The organism is Flavobacteriaceae bacterium HL-DH10 (genome assembly GCA_031826515.1).
Taxonomy (GTDB): domain Bacteria; phylum Bacteroidota; class Bacteroidia; order Flavobacteriales; family Flavobacteriaceae; genus Thalassobellus; species Thalassobellus suaedae.
Genome location: CP134536.1, coordinates 772,027 through 795,916, shown reverse-complemented (window position 1 = coordinate 795,916; position 23,890 = coordinate 772,027). Strand labels below are relative to the sequence as shown.

Here is a 23,890-nt window from a genome sequence, read left to right as displayed (position 1 = left end):
ATATTATGTATATCATAAATGTTACTTACAAAGTTTCTTTAGATATTATAGACAAATATATAAACGAGCATATTGAATATTTAGATGAACAATTTACCCTCGGAAATTTTATTGCTTCAGGAAGAAAAGTTCCAAGAACTGGAGGTGTTATTTTAAGTAACCTTTCTAATGAAAATGAATTACTAGACATTATAGAAAAAGATCCTTTTAAGGTTCGTGATTTAGCTGTTTATGAATTTACTGAATTCATACCAAGTAAAACGTCGGAAGCCCTTAAGTTTTTGATAGATTAAACCATATGAAGTAAAGCTATCGCATTGGTCTTTTTAGTTGCTCTTTTACGCGCTCAAAAGATTTTTTACTAGCTCTTTCCCATTTATAAATTTTATGCTTTTTTCCTTTGTTGGCTTCACGTTTTTTTGAGGCTTCCCTTATTTGAGTTACCCAATGGAATCTTTTTTTTATGACTGTTTTAATGATTTCATCTTCAGGATCAATACGTTCTAATGCATTTAAAGCAGCAATAGAAACGTTTTGAACTTTATCACTTATCGCATCAAGAAGCACAGGGATAGATGAAGGTTTGCCAGCAAATTCTAAAGCTTCAGCAGCTAATTGTCTTGTTTTGTAGTTTCCAAATTTTAAAGCATACTCTAGTTTTTTAACATGATTATTCTGCATCCAAAAGCTAATAGCATTCTCAGATGGCTGAATTAATTTCAGTTTAAAAAGGATATATGCAATTTGGTAATACATAAATTTAAAGATGTAATCATTTATTAGTATAAAATAAATAAGAAACGTTACAGAATTTATGTTTATTTCACTCGCACACTATCAGGTACCAACTTAGTGTAATCGCCATTATTTTTAATGACATCTCGTACAATTGAAGAAGAGATATGCGATGTATTTGCGGATGTTAATAGGAATACGGTTTCAATAGGAGCAAGGTCTCTATTGGTATATGCAATGGCTTTTTCAAACTCAAAATCGGCAGGATTACGCAAACCGCGTAAAATAAATTCAACGCCAATTTCCTTGCAAAATTCAACGGTTAAACCTTCGTATGTAGCGACTTTCACTTTAGGTTCATCGGCAAAAGATTTTTCAATAAAAGCTTTCCGTTCTTCAAGAGAGAACATGTATTTTTTAGAGCCGTTTACACCAATGGCAACAATGATTTCATCAAAGAGTGGGATGCCACGTTTTATAATATCGTAGTGTCCTTTTGTTAACGGATCAAAAGACCCTGGAAATATAGCTCTGTTCATTTTTTAAAATTACAATTTTTATTTCAAAGCTTCTTCAATAGCATTATCAAATAAATCACTCATACTAATTCCTGCTGCGGCTGCTTGTTGTGGTAATATGCTTTCTCGGGTTAATCCAGGTACAGTGTTAACTTCTAATAAATGCGGTTCATTATCTTTAAAAATAAATTCACTTCTAGAAAATCCTTTCATTTTTAATACCTCATAAACCTTTTTTGCAGCGGTATTCACTTTAGTTTCTTGTTCTGTTGTTAAACGCGCAGGCGTTATTTCTTGTGATTTTCCTAAGTACTTAGCTTCATAATCGAAAAAATCATTTTCACTTACAATTTCGGTAATAGGTAAAACCTTTGTTTTGCCTTTATAGGTGATAACACCAACTGAAACTTCTGTGCCGTCTAAAAATGATTCAATAATAATTTCATCATCTTCTTTAAAAGCCACATCAATTGCATTTTTTAATTCCTCCTTTTTATGAGCCTTGGTAACCCCAAAACTACTACCTGCTTTATTTGCTTTTACAAAACACGGTAAGCCTACTTTTGTAATTATAGCATCTTCATTTATACGGTCTCCAAGGTTCAAGAAAAAAGATTCGGCAGTTTTTATTCCGTAAGGTTTTAAAATACTTAAACAATCTCTTTTGTTAAAGGTGACGCTGGCTTGGTACATATCGCAACTGGTTTGAGGAATATTTAAAAGTTTGAAATATCCTTGCATAAATCCATCTTCACCAGGAGATCCATGAATAGCATTAAAAACACAATCAAACGTAATTTTAGAATTGTTTAGTGTAACTGAAAAATCATTTTTATCAACCGTAAATTCAGCATTATTTGTATCTACATAAACCCATTTGTCTTTAAAAATATGGATTCTATAAGCATTGTACTTATCTTTATCTAAAGTTTCAAAAACAACGTTTCCGCTTTTTAAAGAGATTCGATATTCGCTTGAATATCCTCCCATAATAATGGCTATATTTTTTTTCATTAATAATATTTTGTTTTTCCCTCAAAGGAGGGGATCTTTAAAATTCTTCTTCTAATGCAGAAATATTTTTTAATTATACTCTATATGCATCTAAAACAAACAATAAATCGTATCTATTATTAGTTAAGCTAAAATATCATATATATTGCAAAAGAAAAAACAGTTCTGTTTTTATATATTTGCCTAATTGAAAATTCTGTAAATGAGTATTATTAAATTTTTTGCCAGTAAAACTTTTTTAAAGCAAATTTTGTTGGCCGTTGTGGGATTAGTTGTTATATGCTTTATCGCGTTAAAATGGTTAAATGTATCAACAAACCATGGCGATTTTGAGACTGTTCCTAATTTAACAGGAAAGTCTATTAGTGTGGCTAAAATAGAATTGAACGAAAATAATTTGGTTATGCAAATTCAGGATTCTGCAAATTTTAATCCAGATTATCCTAAGTTTTCGGTTATAGAACAAGAGCCACCAGCAGGGACAAAAGTAAAGGAAGATAGAAAAATATACTTAACATTAAATCCTTCAGGTTATAGAAAAATAGTAGTTCCAGATTTAAGAGAACGTACTTTTAGACAAGCTAAACCTACCTTAGAAGCTCTAGGTTTTAGAGTTGGTAAGCTTAGTTATGAGGATAATATTGGGAAAGATTTAGTGCTTAAAATGACTTATAAAGGAAAAACCATACAACCCGGTGATAAACTAGCCAAAACATCTGTAATAGATTTGGTGCTTGGTAATGGTAACAGACCATAAAATGGAAGATTATACACCACAATTACCAGACGAAGATAACCTCTACGAACATCATGCTTTTACCGTAGATAAGGGACAAACACCATTGCGTATAGATAAATACTTAATGAATTTTGTTGAAAATGCAACCCGAAGTAAAATTCAGGCAGCTGCTAAAAACGGAAGTATTTTTGTTAATGATGTTGTTGTAAAGTCTAATTACAAAGTAAAACCCTTTGATGAAATTAGAGTGTTGTTTGCGCATCCACCATTTGAAAATTTATTGGTAGGTGAAGATATTCCGCTTGATGTGGTTTATGAAGACGATGAGCTTCTTGTGGTTAACAAACCAGCAGGAATTGTTGTGCATCCAGGTCACGGAAATTACTCAGGAACACTCATAAATGCTTTAATTTATAGGTTTGATAATTTGCCAAATAACTCTAGCGAACGCCCTGGTTTAGTACATAGAATAGATAAGGATACAAGTGGACTTTTAGTAGTTGCTAAAACGGAAACCGCTATGGCACATTTGTCGTTGCAATTTGCTAATAAAACTAGCGAACGCGAGTACGTTGCTATTGTTTGGGGCAATATGGAAGAAGATGAAGGTACTGTAGAAGGCAATATTGGACGTCACCCAAAAAACAGATTGCAAAATACCGTGTTTTTAGATGATGAAGCCGATAAAGGCAAGCCAGCTGTAACCCATTACAAAGTTTTAGAGCGTTTGGGATATGTAACTTTAGTGTCTTGTAAGCTAGAAACTGGTCGTACCCATCAAATACGTGTGCATATGAAACATATTGGTCATACATTGTTTAATGACGAGCGTTATGGAGGTGAAAAAGTGTTAAAAGGTACCACCTTTACCAAATACAAACAATTTGTAGATAATTGTTTTAAAGTATTACCAAGACAAGCGTTACATGCTAAAACTTTAGGTTTTGTACATCCAAAAACAGGAGAGTTCTTAAAGTTTGATACACCTATTCCAGACGATATGAAAGAATGTATTGAAAAGTGGCGTACCTATTCAAAACATCAAGGCGCTTAGTTTAAAAGTTTTTTTGTGACACTCTTTAGCTTAATTTAAGTTGAGGTAATGCACAGCGTTTTAAATTTTTACATCAAACTCAAAACTGTATTCCATATTTCAGTACTTACAGGGATACCGTTTTTCAAATTTTTAGTGCGAGTTTGTAGGGTGCGTTCACCTGGGTAGTATATTTTATCTCCAGCGTGCATAGGTTCTACATCGTGTGTGTAATCAATAATTTCGTTAAGTAGTGTTTCTTGTATATTTTTATCATTGAATACTTCGGGTGCTATACATAAGAATATTTGGGAAACCCCTGTTTCAAATGCTTTTAAGCCCACTTTATAGGTAGAGTTTCCTGCGGATAGTAATGTTGCTAACATATCTAAAATCATTGAAAGCGCCGATCCTTTCCAGTAACCAATAGGTAAGCCACGCTCTTTTTTTAAAATTTTTTCAGGATCGTTAGACAGGTTGTTGTCTGCATCCCAACCACCAGGGTAGGGCAGTTTATCTCCTTTTAGTTTATACTCATTAATTTTTCCGAAAGCGAATTGAGAAATTGCCATATCAAGAACAATATGACCTGATTCCCGTGGTATTGAAATAATAAAAGGATTATTACCTATGCGACTATCTTTTCCGCCCCAAGGTGGCATATTAGGTTTGGTATTAGTAAAAAGTATAGAAATGCAGCCTGCATTTGCTGCTTGCCAACCGTATGTGCCTCCACGCATCCAGTGGTTGGTATTACGCAAGGCTACTAAACCCATCCCGTGTGTTTTAGCTAATTCTATAGCTCTTGTAGTGCATTTTGTAGCATTAATAATACCAGGTCCATGGTTGCCATCCCATCGTTCTATGCTGCCAAAGGTTTCAGCTTTTTCTGCTTCAGTATCAATTTTTATAATACCTTCTTTTACATATTTAATAAAAAGCGGCACACGATTAATTCCATGTGAATTCACCCCGTCTAAAGTGTTTTCTGCGAATACTCTAGCCATTAATTGAGCTTTTGATTCTGAAAATTTATACTTTAAAAGCAGTTTGTAAAGTACATCCTGCATTTCGTTAAATGGGATATTTACGGTAGGTTTTGTCATTAGCTTAATTTTTTGGTTACAAAATATTTATATAAAGGGAGTAACAAAGCGAAGTTAGTTTTTTTTAAATATATAAAGTAATGTGTTTTTTAATTAAGGAACCATAATAATCGTTTATTAAATCATAAAATTTTTCATTTTAAATAGCATGTTAGTTATATTTAACTAAATTATATTTGGTTTATGATAATAAAAGAAATTACACTTTTTACCAATAATATTGAAAATCAAAAACAGTTTTATCAAAATGTTTTAGACTTAGAATTGGTTTATAATTCCGAAGAAAAAATTTCTTTTAATACACAAGGAAGTATTTTGACTTTTGAATATAAAAAAGAAACAAAACCATCGCATATAGCATTTAATATTTACTCAAATAAAATTGAGGAAGCGCTGATTTGGCTAAAAAAACGTGTGCCTATTCTACCTGATGGTGAGCGCCTGATATCGGATTTTAAAAGTTGGAATGCTAAAGCTATTTATTTTTATGATGCCGATAAAAATATTATAGAATTTATTGCTAGAAAGAATTTAGGTTTGGTTGCTAAATCTGTTTTTTCACCAAAATCTATTCTCTCAATTAGTGAAATGGCTATAGCTACAACCAATATCGAAGGTGTTTATAATGCCATAAATAGTATAAAAGCAATTCCTGTTTTTGATGGCGATTTTTCTAGGTTCTGTGCTTTAGGAAACGATGAAGGATTATTTATTTTAATAAATAAATCTATTAAAAAATGGCATCCTACACAAGAGGTAGCTTATACATCCGACTTCATTATAAAAGGCGATTATAACTTTAGTTTTATAAACGGAGAGATAAAAGAATTATCGTAATTTAGATATTTTAAAAAATAAATAATAACTATTCCCATTTGTGGAATTAAAATATAAAAATTGAGATTTTCGCTTTCGCGGAAATGGAAAAATAAACTTACTTATGAAATTAGTATTGTCACCAGCAAAGTCACTGGATTTTGAAACCCCACTACCAACAACACAATATACCGAATCTAGTTTTTTGTCACAATCAGAACGTATTAATAAGCTACTTAAAAGTAAATCTGCTAATAGTTTATCAAAACTTATGAGTATTTCGGATGCTTTGGGGCAATTAAACTTTCAGCGTAATCAAGATTGGCAATTACCTTTCACTACCGATAATGCACGACCAGCCATGTATGCTTTTAATGGTGATGTTTATAAAGGGCTTGATGCATATACAATTCCACAGGAAAAAATAGAGACTGCACAAAATACAGTTCGCATTCTTTCTGGTTTGTATGGTTTGTTAAAGCCAACCGATTTAATTCAGCCTTATCGTTTAGAAATGGGAACTAAATTTCCTGTTGGAAGAAACAAAAATCTATATGAATTTTGGAAAGATACTATTACTAATGCCTTAAATGAAGAGTTAGAAGATAATGAGTTGTTTTTGAATTTAGCCAGCAATGAATATTTTAAAGCTATTGATACAAAAAAATTAAAAGTACCTGTAATTACTGCAAACTTTAAAGATTTTAAAAACGGTAAGTATAAAATTATTTCATTTTATGCTAAAGCGGCAAGAGGTTTAATGTCGCGTTACATAATTGATACTAATGCTCAAACTATAGATGATTTAAAAGGATTTAATTATGATGGATATGGTTTTAGTGAGCCCATGTCTACTGAAACCGATTTAATCTTTATAAGATAATAATATGCATTACTACCTAATATTATTGCTTCAAGGCTATTGTATATATCATATGTATAAAAACAGAAACCCATATTATTGGGTTTTCTTAATTATGTTTTTACCAGGAATAGGCTGCGCCATTTATTTAATAACTCAGGTTTATAATAAACGTGATGCTGAAAAAATTACTACTGAAATCACTCATATAATAAATCCAACCAAAAAGATTAATGATTTAGAAAAGCAACTTCAGTTTTCAGAATCATATCAAAACAGAGTGAATTTAGCTGATGCGTATTTAGAAATAAAAGATTATAATAATGCGATTTCACATTATTTAGAAGCTCTTGAAGGAAACCAACAAAACGATCTTTATGTTTTTAAGAAACTTATAGAGTGTTATTTTAATGTTGAAGATTTTGAAAAGGTTGTTTTATATGCAGAAAAAATAATTGACCATTCTGAATTCAAGAAATCTAGATCGCAGTTTTTATACGGATTAGCTCTAGAAAGAATTGGTAAAGTAGACGAAGCAGAAACTAACCTAAAAGCTATAGATGTACGTTACTCTTTTTATAACGAACGTTTAGTATATGCTAAATTTTTATTGAGTAGAAATAAAACCAAAGCAGGAAAAGAGGTGCTTGAAGAGATATATGCCGAGTCTCAGCATATGACAAAACCAAACAAGCGCCTTTTTAAATCAACGACACTAGAAGTTGAAAAGCTTTTAAAAGAAATGAATTAAATATTATTTTGGTGTAGCTTTATTGGTAATGCTAATTTTATTCTCAATAGATTGTTTCTTTTTAACACGTGGTCGTCGAGTACCAAAAGTGCCTCGATTTATTTTTCCGCGTTTTGTTTTTTTATCACCTTTACCCATAATTTATTGTGTTTTTAATTTACATATAAAATACATTATTTAACTGATATAAGCAAGAAAAGTGTTTAAACATATACATCCATATAAACCATTTATTCAATCTTCAACAACAAAATTAATAGTTGGAACATTGCCCCCTCCAAGATTTTCAACAGGAGACCTTTTAGAAAAAGATGTCGATTTTTGTTATGGAAGCTATTACAATTCCTTGTGGTTATTTATTGATAAAATTCATAATTTAGATTTGAGTTTTGATAATTCTGTTAAAGCTGTAGAAGAACGAAAACAATTTTTAATCAGTCATAAAATTGGTGTTTGTGATATTGTAGACAGTTGTGAGCGCGAGAAAATTGATGCTTCAGATTTAGGAATGAAAAATATTAAACTTCGTGATTTAGTTAAATATTTAAGACAGTATCCTAATATAGATACGCTACTTTTTACAGGAGGTAATAGTAAAAATGGTCCTGAGTATTTTTTTAGAAAACATATAAAAGATTATGGTTTAAGATTAGAATTAGTTTCTAATGAAATACCACGTATTCACAAATTTGAACTGCGTGCAGACGATAATTTTTCTAGAACCATAAAAACGGTGTCTTTAACCTCGGGTTCTGGAGCAGCTAATATCTCAATAAGTAGAATACCTTTATATAAACAGTTAAAAGCAAAGAATCCTAAATTTAATACATTCGATTTTAGAGTGATGCAGTATCGGGAATTTTTGTAATTACTTGAAGCAAACAGGAATAATTTCCCCTTTGGCTAAACAATATTTTTCTATGGCTTCCGCGGAAAGTGTTGCTGTATAATCTACTTCTTCAACCTTAAAACCAATATCTCTTAATTTATTGAAGTAATCGCGACCATAAACACGAACATGATCATATTGTCCAAATATTTTAGCACGTTCCTTTTTATCTGTAATACTATCATCTTCAAAAGTAGTTTCACTAGATAAGTCTTGAGGAATTTGAAAGATACCCATACCACCTGGTTTTAAAACACGATACATTTCTTTCATGGCTTTTGTGTCGTCAGGGATATGTTCTAAAACATGATTACAAAGAATCATATCATACGTGTTATCTTTAAAAGGCAGGTTGCAAATATCTGCTTTTACATCAGCAATAGGGGAGAGTAGGTCTGTAGTGGTATAATCTAGATTCTTTAGTTTTCTAAAACGTTTTAAAAAACATTGTTCTGGAGCAAAATGAAGTACTTCTTTTTTCGCAGAAAATAAATCAGTTTCATTTTTTAAATACAACCAAAGTAATCTATGGCGTTCTAAACTTAAAGTTGAAGGTGATAATACATTGTTGCGTTGAGTGCCATAGCCGTAAGGTAAAAATGTTTTGAAACTTTTACCATCAATAGGATCTGTAAATGTATTGCCTTTTAAAAAAAATGCTAAAATGGGACGAATAAGGTAGCTTAGCCTAATTAATAAAGGTCTCGGGATGGTGTTTAGAATTATTTTGAAGATTTTTTTCATAGTTGTTACACTGAGATTCTCTGAGTGACACAGAGCATCATAGAGTTTTACTCGTTTGTGTTTATGAACCTTTTAATACCGTTTTTTAAGAGTTTAGTTTGGAAGTTTAGTAATAATCCTAAAGGATAATTACCTAATTTCATATAAGTTAAGATTTGAGCTGAATGTACATCAGTAAATTTTTCAACTGTTTTTAATTCAATCACAATTTTATTTTCAACTAGTAAGTCAATTCTATAACCATGATCAAGCTTTATATCTTTGTAGATTACTGGTTGAACAACTTCTTTTTTTAGAGAGTAACCAAGAGATTTTAATTCGTGAAATAAACATTCTTGATATGCAGACTCCAGTAAACCAGGGCCAAGTGCTTTATGAACTTCGATGGCGGCTCCAATAATGTTTTCTGTAATCTTGTTATACATAGATGTTTTATTAGAAGTTGAGAATTCTCTGTGGATTTCAGTGAGCCTCAGCGAATCTCAGTGCGAGAGATTTACAGTACTAATGCCTCTTTTCGAAATTCATCTTCTTCATTAGAGGTAATACCTAAGGCATCATATATATAAGCAAATGTAGAAAGTAATTCTGGCTTGCCGTCAACAATAGCAACATCATGCTCAAAGTGAGCACTAGGTTTATTGTCTAAAGTGGTAATGGTCCAACCATCTCTGTGCTGTTTTATACGATGTGTTCCCATGTTAATCATAGGTTCGATGGCAACTACCATACCTTCAGCAAATTTCTTGCCTCGACCTCGTTTTCCATAATTAGGCATTTCGGGGTCTTCATGCATTTTTCTACCCAATCCATGTCCTACTAATTCTCTAACAACACCATAACCATGATCTTCACAATATTTCTGTATGGCATAACCAACATCGCCTACACGGTTATTTAATTTGAATTCTCTTATTCCTTTGTATAAAGATTCTTTTGTTACTTGAAGTAGTTTTTCTGTTTCAGAGTCAATTTCTCCAACAGCAAAAGTATAGGCATGATCGCCATAAAAATCATTTTTTAAAGCACCACAATCTATAGAAATAATATCACCTTCAACTAGTGGTTCGCTATTAGGAATTCCATGTACTACCTGAGTATTCGGACTCATGCAAAGGGTGTTTGGGAAATCGTAAAGTCCTAAAAAACCAGGGATAGCACCGTGGTCTCTAATATGTTCTTCTGCAATTTTGTCAAGTTGTAAGGTAGTGACGCCTGGTTTAATTGCTTTTGCAACTTCTCCTAATGTTTTAGATACAATTAAAGCACTTTCGCGCATTAATTCTATTTCTTCTCGGGTTTTTATAACTATCATGGTTCAAAAAATAATGGCAAAGATACTTAAAATAGAAAGAGTGACTACGCTTAGTTTTTGAAAGAATTACTTAAAAAAACTAAATAAACCTTTCTTTTTCTCTTTTATTGGAGGTATCGTGTTTGTTAGCATTTGATATATTTCTCCCCAACCTAAAAAACCACCAATATTTCTATCGTCTATAAATAAATCGGCATGAATTTTTCTGCTTACATTGTGAGTATATTCTTCTTCTGGAAAACTACTATTTACCGAATAGAAAAAGACGCCATTATCTTCACAGAATTTAACGGCGTCTTCTAATTTGTCTTCACATCTATAAGTCCATAAAATTAGACGATGCCCTTCTTCTTGTAACTTTTTCAAAGTGTCAAAAGCAAAAAGTATGGGCTTCCCTATTTTAGGATAAGCATCTTCAACTATAGTGCCGTCAAAATCTACAGCAATAATAAGTTGTTTGTTAAAGTTCATTTAAATTAAAGACTTGAGTTTCATACAAAAGTACAATAATTTCTTTTCAACGCTTTATATTAAAGGGAAACGTGTCATAGCTTTAGGTTGTTCAACTCCCATAAGTTTTAATATGGTTGGCGCAACATCACCTAAAACACCGTCCTTAATTTCTTTTAAATCGTTGTCAATTAAAATGATAGGCACAGGGTTTGTTGTATGTGCAGTGTTTGGACTGCCGTCTGGGTTAATCATCGTCTCACAATTTCCGTGATCGGCAATTAGTAGTGTTGTATAACCGTTTTCTAAACCTGTTGTTACAACATCATTTACACAAGCATCAACAGCTTCACATGCTTTAATAGCTGCTTCCATAATACCGGTATGTCCAACCATGTCACCGTTTGCAAAATTTAAACAAACAAAATCGGTTTCACCTTTTTTAAGTTCTTCAACTAGTGCATCTCTTAACTCGTAAGCACTCATTTCTGGTTGTAAATCGTAGGTCGCTACTTTTGGTGAATTTTTTAAAATACGCGATTCGCCTTCAAAAGGGGTTTCTTGTCCGCCAGAAAAGAAAAAAGTTACATGAGGATATTTTTCTGTCTCTGCTATTCTAATTTGTTTTTTGCCATTTTTAGATAAAACTTCACCAAGGGTTTCTGTTATATTATCTTTATTGAAAATTACTTTTATACCTTTAAACGCATCACTATAATTCGTAATAGTTACATAGTATAAATCGATTTTTTTAGTATCATATTCTGGAAAATCTTTTTGATTTAACATGTCTGTTAATTCACGCCCTCTATCTGTTCTGAAGTTGTAAAATATAACAACATCATCTTTTTCTACTTTGGCAATAGGTTCATTATTGGCATCTGTAAGAATTAGAGGTTTGATGAATTCATCAGTGATGTCCTCATCATAGTAAGATTGAATAGAAGCGGTTGCATTTGATGTTTTTGTACCAATACCTTTTGCAATAGCATCATAAGCTAATTTTACGCGCTCCCACCGGTTATCTCTATCCATGGCATAATAACGACCTGTAATGGTAGCTATTTTTGTGTTTGTGCCTTCAATATAGTTTTCTAAATCGGCAACGTAGCCTTTTCCAGATTTAGGATCTACATCGCGACCGTCTGTAAAAGCATGTACAAAAGAATTTACACCAGCTTTATTTGCAGCATCTATAAAACCTCTTAAATGACTTGTATGAGCATGCACACCACCATCACTTAATAATCCTAAAAAGTGTACATTTTTATTATTATCTGAAGCATATTTAAGCGCATCAACTAATACTTTTTCATCTTTTAAAGTATCTTTTTCAATAGCAAGGTTAATTTTTGCTAAATCTTGATATACTATACGTCCTGCGCCAAGATTCATGTGTCCTACTTCACTATTTCCCATTTGTCCTTCTGGTAAACCTACATGTAACCCATCGGTCCTTAAGGTTGCGAATGGATATTTTTTATATAAAGAATCTATAAAAGGTGTATTGGCATAATCGATAGCTGAAACTTTTGGGTCTGGTGAATTTCCCCAGCCGTCAAGTATCATTAAGATAACTTTTTTGTTCATTTTTTGTTAAATTTTAATTGCTAGACAAAGATAAAGAAGTTTGTCCTCATAAGGTGTATAAAACCTCTGAAAAGGCTAATATTTTAAGGGTTTTAGTAAGAATTTAAAAAATGAGTAATTACGTTAAAAGAATGTGAATTAAACGTTAAAAATGTGGTAAAAACTGTTTTTTGTGTAACAGTTTAAAGTTCTAATCGTCTCTTTAGTATATCAAAAAACGTAATCATTAATCAAATTAAAATCTTTCATCATGAAAAAAACAATCATTATTTCCGCAATCGCATTATGCTTTTCAATAGTATCAGTAAATGCAACATCTTTTAGCAAAACAGTAAACACAAATATTGAAGACTATTATTCTGTTAAAGTAAACTCATTTTGTGTTTCTATAGCAAAAGGAGATGTAGAGACCGTAAAAAAATTATTAGCTAGAGGAGAAAATGTTAATGAAAAATCTAATGGTATGACACCAGTTATGTACGCTGCAAAATATAATAGAACTGAGATTTTAAAACTTTTAATTTCAAAAGGAGCTGATTTAAAAGCTAAGTCGGATAAAGGTTTCACTGCTGCTAAATATGCGCAGTTACATGGCGCTCATGAAGCTAAAGTTATTATTAAAGAAGCTTTAGATGCTAAAAAGAAAAAATAATTATAAATTATATAATTGTTATGAGTTAGTCACTCGAAAAAGCCTTGATTTCAAGGCTTTTTTTGTTTTAAGACGACTCAACTTTTATGTTTTTTAGAGCTGTTTTTGGTTAAAATCAGCCTAATTATTAAGTTTTATAATGTTTTGTACATAATATAATGTAAACCAATATCTTTAATGTTAAAAGGTGTTCCAATTATTTGGTATCCATTTTTTTTGTAAAAGTTAACAGCTATTTCTCTAGCATGACACCAAATAGTATTCGTGCCTTCATTTTTAAGGTATAATTCTCCATAATTTAATATAGCCTTACCAAAACCGTAATTTTGAAATGCTTTTAAAATAGCCATACCTCGAAGCTGATATTGTGAAGTTTCTGAAATTAAATCATGATTGTTTTTTAAAAATGAGCAAACTCCAATTAGTTTGTCTTTTACAAAAAGACCTAAATGAATTGTTGTGTTTAGATTATCACCATCAAAAACACAAGACTCAATAGGTTTGCCTCCTCTTAAAACGGGGTGTCTTACTTGATGCGTTTCTTTAGCGTCAATTCTTTTTATTGAATACCCTTTTTCTTTTTTATTATATGATTGGTTGTTCATTTCTACGTAATAATTTCAAACTTAAACAAAATTATTTTTCAATTTGATAGAGATTATGAAATTATTTATCTTCACATAAAAAACAAATAATGTCATTTAAGTTTGAAATTATAGATAAGGAAAGTATAAACGCTGTGGTTCCTTTGGTTGAAAAGTTAAATAATAATAGAATTTCTTATGAGGTTTTAGAGCAACGTTTTTCTGAAATGAAAGATCAAAACTATGAATGCGCCGTTATTTATGATGATGATAAATTAATAGGTGTTTGTGGCTTGTGGTTTTGTACTAGGCATTATTCAGGAAGAAGTGTTGAGCCAGATCATGTTTATATAGATGAAGCTTATAGAGGAAAAGGCTTGGGGAAAGCTTTTTTTAAGTGGATTTATAATTATGTAAAAGAAAAAGGCTATGAATCTGTCGAATTAAATACCTATGTTGCTAACGCTCCGTCACATAAGTTTTATTTTAATGAAGGCTTTAAAATTTTAGGCTTTCATTTTATAAAAACCTTGTAATTTTTCTTGTATTATAATAAATAGATTATATATTTGTAACCGCTAATGCGAGAGTAGCTCAGTTGGTAGAGCGTCAGCCTTCCAAGCTGAATGTCGCCGGTTCGAACCCGGTCTCTCGCTCTTAAAGGCTTCATAGAAATATGAGGCTTTTTTTATTTTAATATATTTAGTTCTGTACTAGGTTCAACTTCATAAGGAATTTGATTATACTCAAAAATTCGTGCTGTTAATGTCCCTTTTAAAATAATAGAATCATTTTGTACATGTAGCCAACTGCCTTCTCTTAATCCAATAACTGGTTGCGTATTAAAATTATGAAATTCTTTAATTCTCATTTCTCTAGTCTCTCCCATGTGCTTACTATTAGTATCTGGGTCTAGATAATGCGGATTAATATTAAATGGAACTAATGCTAATGCATTAAAGCTTGGTGGGTATACAATAGGCATATCGTTTGTGGTTTTTATTGTAAGACCACAAATATTACTCCCAGCACTTGTGCCCAAGTAGGGCGTGCCATTATTAACAGCAGATTGTAAAGAAGTAATTAGATTGTTTTTGTATAATTGATAGGTAAGTACAAATGTGTTACCACCTCCAACAAAAATACCTTTAGCCTTTTTTAAGGCATCAATTGGGTTTTCATATTCATGAATGCCTTTAACTGTTTTGTTAATTTTTGAAAATGCGATTTTTACTATTTGTGTGTAATCGTCATGAGATAATCCACTAGGTCTTGCATAAGGTATGAAAAGTATTTCTTCAGTATTTTTAAAAAATAATTCTAAATCTTTTAAAAGATATTCTAGATAACCACTTCCATGTGTTGTTGAGGTACTTGCAATAATAATATGTCGCATATTTAATTCTTAAGAATAAGGATTGCAAATATAGTATATAACAAAATTTTATATATATAATAATACTAAAGTAAGTTTTAAGTGTTAAATTAGAGTAAAAAATAACATGAAAAAAATTATTACACTTTTTTTGATTTTGTCAGCATTAAATATGACCTCTCAAACTTTTAGTAGCATAGACGTGAAAGGTAAAATTATGGTTGAAAGTAATGATGTGGCAGGTATAACTATTTTTAATACATCTCTAAATAAGGGGACTATTAGTAATGAAAACGGGGAGTTTACATTAACTGTTAGACTACATGATATTATTGAGGTTAGCGCTTTACAATTTCAAAATATTAAATTCAAAGTAAATAAAGATATTATTGCTTCAAAAACAATGAAAATCTTTTTAATAGAAGAAATAAACAGGTTAGATGAAATTGTTTTGTTACCAAACAAATTATCAGGTAATTTAGAAGCAGATCTGCAAGCAACAAAATTGTTTAAGCCAAAGCTAGACGCTTTGTATTATGGGATAAAACATAAAGAAGAATTTGAATTTGAAAATGATAATAAAACAAAAGTAGATAATAAAGCTATACCCACACAGCATGTTACTATGGTTAACGGACTTAATATAATAAATGTGGTAGATCAACTATTATTACCATTATTCAGGTCAAAAGCTAGTAATAAAAAAGAAAGGGGTATTCCAGATGTTCCTGTAGAAGCTATTAAATATTATTTTGGTTCAGATTTTTTAGTTGATAATTTTGATATTCCAGAACATCGTGTCGAGGAATTTATAGCTTATGTAGAAAGTAGCGATTTTGATTTTTCATTGCTTAATTACGGAAATGAAATGGAGTTTTTAGAACTTCTTCATAGTAAAAGTATAGAATTTTTAAAGTTAACAAAGTAAGGTTTTAAAATCTTGGTTTTTTAAGAATGAAATACAGACAGAAGGTGTTTAGAAAATTTAAGTTCAATTATAGATTAATGTTTTTTGGAACACTTTTTGAAAACATTACATTCGTATCAAATATTAGAAGATGAAATTTTTGAAAGCTATAATATTATTTTGTTCACTATCTTTTTTTGCTTTTGAAGCCATTCACGATTATTATATAAGTACAACTCAAATAGATTATATTGAAGAAACACAATCTTTACAAATAACCTCAAGACTGTTTCTTTCTGATATTGAAAGTTTACTACGTCAGCGATATGATACAAATATCACTTTTGGGGAAGAACTCAAGCCTAAAAATGTTGACACCTATATTGAAAGTTATTTACGTGAAAAAATAAGTATAAAAATTAACGGAGAAAAAGTCGATTTTGATTTTATTGGTGAAGAGTATGATTATGATATAATGAAATGTTATTTAGAAATACAAGGTGTAAATAGCATAAATTCTTTTGAAATTACTAATAAAGTTTTGTTTGATTTAATTCAAGAACAGCAAAATATTATTAAAACAAAAATAAATTCCAAACAAAAAAGTTTCATTCTTACCGTTAAAGACACTATTGCAGTGTTAAATTTTGATTAATACTGTGTAAAATAACTTCAATATTTATTATTTTTGCGCGTTTTTAGTTGTGATTAGTAATGTCATTTTTGCTAAAGGCTAAAAGCTAAAGTTTAATAAGTAATAATAAAGATTGATAATGAAAAAATTAAAGTACTGCTTTCTTACGGTGGTTTTTATTTCTACAAGCATATTTGCACAAAATCAAGAAAAAGTAAAGTCTCAAGGACATACAGATCAGAACAAATTTAGACAAATGAAAGATGTTTTAGCAACTCCTAATGAGACTAGAACAGCTTCTGGCGCTCCTGGTTATGCTTATACACAACAAAAGGTAGACTATGTAATGGATATTCGTTTGGATGAAGATGAAAATAAAATTTTTGGTCATGAGGAAATAACGTATCATAATAATTCTAAAGATTATTTAGAATATTTATGGGTGCAGTTAGATCAAAATATGCGTGCAAGAGATTCTAAAACACCCGATGTTATGTCAGAAAGTTTTAATGCACCATTTGAAGGTCCAGTGAGTTTTACTAAAAATAATTTAAAAGAAAAGTTTGATGGCGGTTTTAATATAGAAGGTGTGAAAAACGGGGATGGTTCAGATTTATCATATACCATAAATCAAACCATGATGCGTATAAATTTAACAGAGCCACTAGCTCCTGGTGAAATATTTAAATTCAATGTTACATGGCATTATAATATTAATGATATAAATGTAGATGATCGTGGTAGATCTGGATTGGAAATTTTTCCAGATGGTAATAATAATTACACAATAGCTCAATTTTACCCAAGGCTTTGTGTGTATGATAATGTTGAAGGTTGGCAGAATATGCAATTTTGGGGTACTAGTGAGTTTGCTTTAGAGTTTGGCGATTTTGATGTAAAAATAACCGTTCCAGACGATCATATTTTAGAAGCAACAGGTGAGCTTCAAAATGCTAAAGAGGTTTTAACAAAACAACAACAAAAGCGTTTGGATGAAGCTAAAAAATCATTTAAAGACCCTGTATTTGTAGTCACTCAAGAAGAGGCTGAAATTGCAGAAAAGCTAAGAAGCACAAAAACAAAAACTTGGCATTTTAAAGCAAAAAGAGTTAGAGATTTTGCTTTTGCAACATCACGAAAATATATTTGGGATGCTATGGCAGTTAATATTAATGGTCGTACTGTAATGGCAATATCTTTATATCCTAAAGAAGGAAACCCGCTTTGGGAAGAACACTCTACAAGAGTTGTTGCCAATACTTTAGAGGAGTATTCTAAACTTACATTTGATTATCCATATAGTAAAGCAGTGTCTGTTCATTCAGAATGGCAAGGTATGGAATACCCTATGATTTGTTTTAATTATGGGCGTCCAAAGCCAGATGGTTCGTATTCCAGTCGTTTAAAAAGAGGTATGATTGGTGTAATTACACATGAAGTAGGTCATAATTTCTTTCCAATGATTGTTAATAGTGATGAACGACAATGGACATGGATGGATGAAGGTTTAAACTCATTTGTTGAAACTCTTGCAGAGTTAGATTACGATCCTAATTTCATAACAGGTAATTTGCCAAAAGATATTGTACCATATATGAGTGGTGATCAAAGTCACATTTCTCCTATTATGTCACAAGGCGATTATGTATATCAGTTTACTCCTAATGCTTATACAAAACCAGCTGCAGCATTATATATGTTAAGACATACTATTATGGGGCCAGAGTTGTTCGATTATGCTTTTAGAACCTATTCAAAACGTTGGATGTTTAAACACCCAACACCTGCAGATTTCTTTAGAACGATGGAAGATGCTTCTGCTATGGATTTAGATTGGTTTTGGAGAGGTTGGTTTTATACAACAGATGTGAGTGATATAGGAATAAAAGGAGTTAAGACATTTTACCTAACAGACAAACCTACTCAACAAGCTAAAGATGTCGCTAAAAGCTATAATATAAGTCTTGATGATTATAAAGGTAAACTTATTTACTATGCCGAAGAAAAATCGGGGGTTTTACCAGCAGATGCTAAGAATGTTTCAGATTTTGAAGTTTTAGATAATTACATGTCTAGCTTAACAGAAAAGCAAAAAGCAGAATTAAAAGACGCTCCAAATTATTTTTACGAAGTTACTTTCGAAAAACCAGGAGGTTTGGTTATGCCTATAATTTTACAGCTAACTTATGAAGATGGTACTAAAGAAAGAAAAATGTATCCAGCTCAAATTTGGCGCTACAATGATAATGAAGTTACTAAAGTTTTTAAAACACAAAAGGCTATTGCTAATTTTACAATAGATCCAGATTTAGAAACTGCAGATGTTGATACTTCTAATAATTTATGGCCAAGAAAAGTAGAGGAAAGTAGTTTTGATAAATTTAAAGAAAAAATAAAAGTATAATAGTCCTTTTTTATTAATCCAAAAGCCAACTTAAAAAGTTGGCTTTTGGATTTTATACTGTTAAAGAAAAATAATATTTCTTTATTCTCTTAAAACAACTCACTATATTTGTACTGTGATACAACAAGCTACATTTTTGTTTATTAGTGGTGCCGAAATAGCATTTATACTTTTTATTGTTATTATGGTTTTTGGCGCTGATAAGTTGCCCGAGATAGCTCGTGGTTTGGGTAAAGGCATGCGCACACTTAAAGACGCTACTAATGATATTAAACACGAAATCACTAAAACAGCCGAAAATAATGGTATAGATACCAGTATTACTTCCGATGTTAAAAAAGGACTTGATAAGGTAAAAGACGATATTGAGGAATTTACAGGATCAGTAAAGCGAAAATTCTAAACTGTACTATAAGTTAATAAAATCACTTTTGTGAGTTCTCATGTAAAAAGTGAGTAAGGTTTTTTTATAAAGTTATCGTTTTCTGCTAACGGTTAAACCATCTCTTATTGGGAGTAATACCGTTTCAATTCTAGGGTCTTCTTTTAAAAGTGTATTGTAGTCTAAAACTGCTTTAGTCGATTTGTCTTTGGGATCTAAAACTTCAATAACCTTCCCGTGCCACAACACATTGTCAGATATAATAATACCACCAGTATTTAGTTTGTCAATAATAGCATGAAAATAATTGACATAATTAGGTTTGTCCGCATCAATAAAAACTAAATCAAACGTTTTGTCAAGTTTAGGAATAACATCTAAAGCACTGCCTAAATGCTGATGAATTTGATGACCATATTCAGATTTATCAAAATATTTACGCTGAAAATCAACCAATTCCTCATTCACATCAATCGTGTGTATTTCACCATCTTTTTGCATGCCTTCTGCTAAACAAAGGGTAGCGTAACCCGTAAAAGTCCCTAGTTCTAAAATAGTTTTAGGGTTTTTTAATTTAGAAATCATACTTAATACACGACCTTGATATGGACCGCTAAGCATAATGGGTTGCAATATTTTTTGATAGGTTTCACGTGTCAATTGTTGTAACAATTCAGGTTCAGCTTCAGAATGAGCTACTACATAATCGTCTAAGTCTTCTGGTAAAAAGTACATTAAGATAAAATTCTATTAATTAGTTTTTGTTTTGCTGTTTCATCATCGCCACAAAGCCATTGTAGTACATTATCCTCCCAAATAGCATTGTATTCAGTTTGGTTTATAATTTTACGCTTCATAGCTAAGTCTAATATTTTTCCTGGGTAAGAAGATTGTTTACTGCTTTCCATTTCACCAAGCGGATAAGGATCATCAAGCCCCATAATGACTTGCTTAGAGCCTTGGTTTTTTATAAGTAATTCTAAGCCACCCGTATCATGTACTAAGGTGTCAAAGAAAATATTTTTGTGTCCAACAGCCTTTCTTGGGTGGTGTTTACCTTCAAATAAATCGGGTCTGCCATCAAAACCTTGAATACGTCGTCCTAAATTTATTTGAGCTAATTGTCCACCATGGGCAAAACACGTTCGCATATTCGGATATTTTTCTTGATATCCATTTAAAGTTAAAAAATGATAAGCATCCGCACATTGTGCTAGCATCCAAATTAAATGAAAACGCCACGATGTGTTTTCTAGTTTTATAAATTTTTCACCATCATATGGATGAATTTCAACAGCTAAATTATATTTATTGGCCAATTCAAAAATAGGTTCGTTTTCTTCATCAAAAATACAACGCCAAGTACCAATGGTATCCATGTAATGTGTTGGTAAGCATAAAAGCTGCATACCATGAGTTTCAACACAGCGTTCAATTTCCCAACAAGCACTACGTACAAAACCGGGGTGCACTACAAAACCACATGTAAATTTACTAGGGTTTTCATGTTGCATACGTGCATTAAAATCGTTTTGAAAGCGTAAGGCTTGTTTCATTTCTTCAACACGTAGCCCATTGCCGTATAGTTGCGATAAGTTTAAAACCACAGCATGGTCAATGTTGTAACGATCCATCCATTCTAACTTTTCATGTAGAAAGAAGCTAGAATCGGTAACGGGTCTGCTCCAATCTTTTTGAAGCATAAATTTTCGGTCTTTATCGACCCAAAATATGCCTTTTTCTTGCATGAAATCAGGTATCTCTTCAGGATATGGTAGTAAGTGAGAATGGCCGTTAATACGAAGTTTACGTTTCATCTTATTTCCTGAAAAAGCAGGAATTTTATTAAATAGAGTTCGTTTATTTTACGAATCTAAAAGGTTAAAATTATATAGTTATCTAAACTGTTATGTTGTAGCTATTAAATTAAATTTTTCTTTATCGATTATGAGATTCCTGCTTTCGCAGAAATTTATTGCTCAATCTTCACCTTCTTTGGTGGCTGCATCACCAAACCACAGTTTGGGCAACTGCGTTTGTTTTTATCACTGTAATAATTATCGAAAATTTTAGGCATATCGGTTTCAATGTTTTCTAACGTAAAATCTTCTTCATAAAGTTTTGTAGCACAATTTTCGCAAAACCAAAGTAATGCATCTCGTATGCCTTTAGGGCGTTTGTATTCAATGACTAAACCAATTGTGTTTGCCCCACGTTGTGGAGAATGCGGTACTTTAGGTGGTAATAAATAAATATCACCTTCTTTAATATGAACATCTTTAGGTGTGCCTTTATCAATGATTTTTAAAATTATATCGCCTTCAACCTGATAGAAAAATTCAGGAGTTTCATTATAATGATAATCTTTTCTGTTGTTTGGGCCGCCAACAACCATCACAATAAAATCGGCATCTTTCCAAACCACTTTATTACCAACAGGCGGTTTTAAAAGATGTCTGTTTTCTTCAATCCAAGCTTTAAAATTTAAAGGAGACACTAATTTACTCATAGTTATATGTTTTTGGCGTTTCCCTATCGGGTCAGGCTTTTCGTTATATCTTTCTGCGAAGCAGTCTCGAACTTGTTTCGGGATCTCATTATATACAACTTTTAGTTTCTAAAGGGCATTTCAATTATATAGCTTCACATAAAGGATGCCACTGCAATCCTTAACGCGCATTGTTCAATCTAATAAAATTACAATAAAAACGGGTGTTTTATTGTTAAAAAATCATCAAACTTTTATTTTTAGTAGCGGTTTAATCGAAAAAAAATCCACTAGACCTTTGCTTAGGAATTTCCTTTGATATTGTCATTCCCGTGAAAACGGAAATCTAAATGCAAAATTTTGATTTTTAGTTCTAAATGAAACCAACTAAATACTACTATAGTTTTGTCTTGTAGATAGTTGACTTTAATAAATTTTTTATTTCAATCCAGCAATTCTATCATCTTCTAAAATAGCATTTGTTTCTTGTTTTATTTTTTCTAATGTTGTTTTTAAATCACCATCTACTGTTATTAATTTATCTGATAATAGATTTAAAATAGCCTTGTCTTGTGCCCGACCTTTTAGCATGGCTTCTTGGTAGCCTATATCTTCATTAAAAGTTACTAGCGAATATTTTGAGGCATATTCCTTAGGAAATTCTTTTTCTAAAGCCATTTCTAACTTGCGTTTTTCTTGAAAAACAGGATGTACTACGTGGTCTTTCATTTCATGAAAATTGTCAATAGCTAAATCGGCAATAGCATCGGTATCTTTTTTTCGAGCTCTTTCATATGCTGTAAAAGTTGCTTCCCAGCTTTCAAGGTTTTGGTCTAATACGTTGTCAAACTCAACAACATCTTCAAACGAAGCATTCATGCCTTGTCCGTAAAAAGGTACAATAGCATGAGCGGCGTCTCCCATTAAAAGCGTATTTCCTTTATAATGCCAAGGCGAACATTTTATAGTTCCTAATGGAGCGGTGGGATTTTTAAAGAAATCGTCAATTAAGTTTGGCATTATTGCTAAAGCATCTGGAAATTCTTTTTGAAAAAATTCTAGAACAAGAACTTCTGTAGTTAGGTTGTTAAAATTGTATTCGCCTTCATCATAACTCAAAAAGAGTGTCACCGTAAAGCTTCCATCTAAATTTGGTAAAGCGATAAGCATAAAAGATCCACGAGGCCAAATATGAAGCGCGTTTTTATAAGCTTTATAATCACCATTTGCTTTTGGTAAAATACTGAGTTCTTTATAACCGTGTGTTAAATAGTCTTGCGAAAAGCTGAATAAGAATTTCTTGCCTAAATAGTAGCTCTTCCGCATAGCAGAGCCTGCTCCATCCGTAGCAATAATAACATCGGCATCTTCAATAAATTCATGTTTGGTTTGGTAATCTTGAAATAGAGCTGTTGTTTTTTCAAAATCAACCGATTTGCATTTTTTATTGAAATAGATATTGACGTTTTCATGTTTTTCAGCTTCATCTAATAACAATGCGTTAAGATCACCACGAGCAATAGAATTAATGTATTCATAATCTTGTCCGCTATAATTTGATAAGGACGTATTGCCTTTTTTATCATGAATCATACGACCGTTCATGGGAATACAGAGTGCTTTTACTTTATCTTCAATGCCAACCAGTTTCATGGCTTTATTGCCACGATTAGAAAATGCTAAATTTATAGAACGTCCTGCGCTAATATCTACTTTACGCAAATCGGGGCGCATTTCGTAAACAGATACATTGTATCCACGTTGCCCTAAACGTAAAGCGAGTAGGCTTCCACAAAGTCCTGCCCCTATAATGAGTATGTTTTGGTGAGCCTTTCCTAAATCCTTTCCAAAGGAAAGGACTTTTTTAGTTTGTTTTTCCATATTTTTTGCAAGTGAATCTAT

The 23,890-nt window shown here is 31.6% G+C and carries 29 protein-coding genes and 1 tRNA gene; 14 read left to right on the top strand and 16 right to left on the bottom strand.

Annotation, left to right across the window (positions count from 1 at the left end; translation table 11 throughout):
- The first annotated feature begins 5 nt into the window (after positions 1–5).
- Positions 6–293 carry a YciI family protein gene (locus RHP49_03520; protein WNH13330.1) on the top strand — a complete coding sequence of 96 codons (288 nt, stop codon included), beginning with the start codon at positions 6–8 and terminating at the stop codon, positions 291–293.
- A gap of 16 nt (positions 294–309) precedes the next feature.
- Here the strand turns inward: RHP49_03520 and RHP49_03515 are convergent, their stop codons facing one another.
- The 3 genes from RHP49_03515 to RHP49_03505 form a co-directional block, all read right to left on the bottom strand.
- Positions 310–756 (bottom strand): HEAT repeat domain-containing protein, encoded by a 447-nt coding sequence (locus RHP49_03515; protein ID WNH13329.1) that lies wholly within the window; start codon positions 754–756, stop codon positions 310–312.
- Between the two features lie 62 nt (positions 757–818).
- Positions 819–1,274, bottom strand: a complete 456-nt coding sequence (coaD, locus tag RHP49_03510; protein ID WNH13328.1) for a pantetheine-phosphate adenylyltransferase — start codon at positions 1,272–1,274, stop codon at positions 819–821.
- Between the two features lie 18 nt (positions 1,275–1,292).
- On the bottom strand, positions 1,293–2,267 hold the full coding sequence (locus tag RHP49_03505) for a D-alanine--D-alanine ligase (GenBank protein ID WNH13327.1): 975 nt from the start codon (positions 2,265–2,267) through the stop codon (positions 1,293–1,295).
- Positions 2,268–2,469: 202 nt separating this feature from the next.
- Between RHP49_03505 and RHP49_03500 the strand changes: the two genes are divergently transcribed.
- Both RHP49_03500 and RHP49_03495 read left to right on the top strand, forming a co-directional pair.
- Complete coding sequence (locus tag RHP49_03500) at positions 2,470–3,024, top strand: PASTA domain-containing protein (protein ID WNH13326.1); 555 nt, start codon at positions 2,470–2,472, stop codon at positions 3,022–3,024.
- A 1-nt stretch (position 3,025) separates the two neighbouring features.
- On the top strand, positions 3,026–4,060 hold the full coding sequence (locus tag RHP49_03495; GenBank protein ID WNH14371.1) for an RluA family pseudouridine synthase: 1,035 nt from the start codon (positions 3,026–3,028) through the stop codon (positions 4,058–4,060).
- Between the two features lie 68 nt (positions 4,061–4,128).
- Here the strand turns inward: RHP49_03495 and yiaK are convergent, their stop codons facing one another.
- Complete coding sequence (gene yiaK, locus RHP49_03490) at positions 4,129–5,145, bottom strand: 3-dehydro-L-gulonate 2-dehydrogenase (GenBank protein ID WNH13325.1); 1,017 nt, start codon at positions 5,143–5,145, stop codon at positions 4,129–4,131.
- A gap of 183 nt (positions 5,146–5,328) precedes the next feature.
- Here yiaK and RHP49_03485 point away from each other — a divergent pair, with 183 nt between their 5' ends.
- The 3 genes from RHP49_03485 (at position 5,329) to RHP49_03475 (ending at position 7,574) form a co-directional block, all read left to right on the top strand.
- The gene (locus RHP49_03485) at positions 5,329–5,982 is read left to right on the top strand and encodes a VOC family protein (protein WNH13324.1); all 654 of its coding nucleotides are present in this window, start codon (positions 5,329–5,331) and stop codon (positions 5,980–5,982) included.
- Positions 5,983–6,085: 103 nt separating this feature from the next.
- Positions 6,086–6,844 (top strand): peroxide stress protein YaaA, encoded by a 759-nt coding sequence (gene yaaA / locus RHP49_03480; GenBank protein WNH13323.1) that lies wholly within the window; start codon positions 6,086–6,088, stop codon positions 6,842–6,844.
- 4 nt (positions 6,845–6,848) lie between these two features.
- Positions 6,849–7,574 carry a hypothetical protein gene (locus tag RHP49_03475; GenBank protein WNH13322.1) on the top strand — a complete coding sequence of 242 codons (726 nt, stop codon included), beginning with the start codon at positions 6,849–6,851 and terminating at the stop codon, positions 7,572–7,574.
- Positions 7,575–7,577: 3 nt separating this feature from the next.
- Here the strand turns inward: RHP49_03475 and RHP49_03470 are convergent, their stop codons facing one another.
- Complete coding sequence (locus RHP49_03470) at positions 7,578–7,712, bottom strand: 30S ribosomal protein THX (protein ID WNH13321.1); 135 nt, start codon at positions 7,710–7,712, stop codon at positions 7,578–7,580.
- A gap of 61 nt (positions 7,713–7,773) precedes the next feature.
- On the opposite strand from RHP49_03470, the gene RHP49_03465 reads away from it, so the two are divergent.
- Positions 7,774–8,442 carry a uracil-DNA glycosylase family protein gene (locus RHP49_03465; GenBank protein ID WNH13320.1) on the top strand — a complete coding sequence of 223 codons (669 nt, stop codon included), beginning with the start codon at positions 7,774–7,776 and terminating at the stop codon, positions 8,440–8,442.
- On the opposite strand, the gene RHP49_03460 is transcribed toward RHP49_03465, so the two are convergent.
- From RHP49_03460 to gpmI, 5 genes are all read right to left on the bottom strand, one after another.
- The gene (locus RHP49_03460) at positions 8,443–9,207 is read right to left on the bottom strand and encodes a methyltransferase domain-containing protein (protein WNH13319.1); all 765 of its coding nucleotides are present in this window, start codon (positions 9,205–9,207) and stop codon (positions 8,443–8,445) included.
- Positions 9,208–9,254: 47 nt separating this feature from the next.
- Positions 9,255–9,632 (bottom strand): GxxExxY protein, encoded by a 378-nt coding sequence (locus RHP49_03455; protein ID WNH13318.1) that lies wholly within the window; start codon positions 9,630–9,632, stop codon positions 9,255–9,257.
- A gap of 71 nt (positions 9,633–9,703) precedes the next feature.
- The gene (gene map, locus RHP49_03450; protein WNH13317.1) at positions 9,704–10,522 is read right to left on the bottom strand and encodes a type I methionyl aminopeptidase; all 819 of its coding nucleotides are present in this window, start codon (positions 10,520–10,522) and stop codon (positions 9,704–9,706) included.
- 66 nt (positions 10,523–10,588) lie between these two features.
- On the bottom strand, positions 10,589–10,993 hold the full coding sequence (locus RHP49_03445) for a hydrolase (GenBank protein WNH13316.1): 405 nt from the start codon (positions 10,991–10,993) through the stop codon (positions 10,589–10,591).
- A 54-nt stretch (positions 10,994–11,047) separates the two neighbouring features.
- Positions 11,048–12,562, bottom strand: coding sequence for a 2,3-bisphosphoglycerate-independent phosphoglycerate mutase (gpmI, locus tag RHP49_03440; protein WNH13315.1), 1,515 nt, complete (start codon positions 12,560–12,562; stop codon positions 11,048–11,050).
- A 250-nt stretch (positions 12,563–12,812) separates the two neighbouring features.
- Here gpmI and RHP49_03435 point away from each other — a divergent pair, with 250 nt between their 5' ends.
- The gene (locus RHP49_03435) at positions 12,813–13,214 is read left to right on the top strand and encodes an ankyrin repeat domain-containing protein (protein ID WNH13314.1); all 402 of its coding nucleotides are present in this window, start codon (positions 12,813–12,815) and stop codon (positions 13,212–13,214) included.
- Positions 13,215–13,348: 134 nt separating this feature from the next.
- Here the strand turns inward: RHP49_03435 and RHP49_03430 are convergent, their stop codons facing one another.
- Positions 13,349–13,819 carry a GNAT family N-acetyltransferase gene (locus tag RHP49_03430; protein ID WNH13313.1) on the bottom strand — a complete coding sequence of 157 codons (471 nt, stop codon included), beginning with the start codon at positions 13,817–13,819 and terminating at the stop codon, positions 13,349–13,351.
- Positions 13,820–13,908: 89 nt separating this feature from the next.
- On the opposite strand from RHP49_03430, the gene RHP49_03425 reads away from it, so the two are divergent.
- Both RHP49_03425 and RHP49_03420 read left to right on the top strand, forming a co-directional pair.
- Positions 13,909–14,334, top strand: a complete 426-nt coding sequence (locus RHP49_03425) for a GNAT family N-acetyltransferase (protein WNH13312.1) — start codon at positions 13,909–13,911, stop codon at positions 14,332–14,334.
- Positions 14,335–14,381: 47 nt separating this feature from the next.
- A tRNA-Gly gene (locus RHP49_03420) sits at positions 14,382–14,454 on the top strand.
- A 32-nt stretch (positions 14,455–14,486) separates the two neighbouring features.
- On the opposite strand, the gene pepE is transcribed toward RHP49_03420, so the two are convergent.
- Positions 14,487–15,194, bottom strand: a complete 708-nt coding sequence (gene pepE / locus RHP49_03415; protein WNH13311.1) for a dipeptidase PepE — start codon at positions 15,192–15,194, stop codon at positions 14,487–14,489.
- Positions 15,195–15,300: 106 nt separating this feature from the next.
- On the opposite strand from pepE, the gene RHP49_03410 reads away from it, so the two are divergent.
- The 4 genes from RHP49_03410 to RHP49_03395 all read left to right on the top strand — a co-directional run bounded on the left by RHP49_03410 (position 15,301) and on the right by RHP49_03395 (position 19,521).
- Positions 15,301–16,101: a carboxypeptidase-like regulatory domain-containing protein gene (locus tag RHP49_03410; GenBank protein ID WNH13310.1), complete on the top strand. Its 801-nt coding sequence runs from the start codon at positions 15,301–15,303 to the stop codon at positions 16,099–16,101.
- Positions 16,102–16,231: 130 nt separating this feature from the next.
- A complete protein-coding gene (locus tag RHP49_03405; GenBank protein WNH13309.1) occupies positions 16,232–16,735 on the top strand; it encodes a peptidase E in 504 nt (167 codons plus the stop codon).
- Positions 16,736–16,853: 118 nt separating this feature from the next.
- Complete coding sequence (locus tag RHP49_03400; protein WNH13308.1) at positions 16,854–19,118, top strand: M1 family metallopeptidase; 2,265 nt, start codon at positions 16,854–16,856, stop codon at positions 19,116–19,118.
- Between the two features lie 115 nt (positions 19,119–19,233).
- On the top strand, positions 19,234–19,521 hold the full coding sequence (locus tag RHP49_03395) for a twin-arginine translocase TatA/TatE family subunit (GenBank protein WNH13307.1): 288 nt from the start codon (positions 19,234–19,236) through the stop codon (positions 19,519–19,521).
- Positions 19,522–19,593: 72 nt separating this feature from the next.
- Here RHP49_03395 and RHP49_03390 read toward each other — a convergent pair whose 3' ends face one another.
- The 4 genes from RHP49_03390 to RHP49_03375 form a co-directional block, all read right to left on the bottom strand.
- Positions 19,594–20,235: an O-methyltransferase gene (locus tag RHP49_03390; GenBank protein ID WNH13306.1), complete on the bottom strand. Its 642-nt coding sequence runs from the start codon at positions 20,233–20,235 to the stop codon at positions 19,594–19,596.
- Positions 20,235–21,317, bottom strand: a complete 1,083-nt coding sequence (locus RHP49_03385) for an amidohydrolase family protein (protein ID WNH13305.1) — start codon at positions 21,315–21,317, stop codon at positions 20,235–20,237. The genes RHP49_03390 and RHP49_03385 overlap by 1 nt, the downstream gene beginning before the upstream one ends.
- Positions 21,318–21,472: 155 nt before the next feature.
- Entirely contained in the window at positions 21,473–22,009 is a 537-nt protein-coding gene (locus RHP49_03380; protein ID WNH13304.1) for a 3-hydroxyanthranilate 3,4-dioxygenase, read from the bottom strand.
- A gap of 417 nt (positions 22,010–22,426) precedes the next feature.
- Positions 22,427–23,869: an NAD(P)/FAD-dependent oxidoreductase gene (locus tag RHP49_03375; GenBank protein ID WNH13303.1), complete on the bottom strand. Its 1,443-nt coding sequence runs from the start codon at positions 23,867–23,869 to the stop codon at positions 22,427–22,429.
- Positions 23,870–23,890 lie beyond the last annotated feature (21 nt).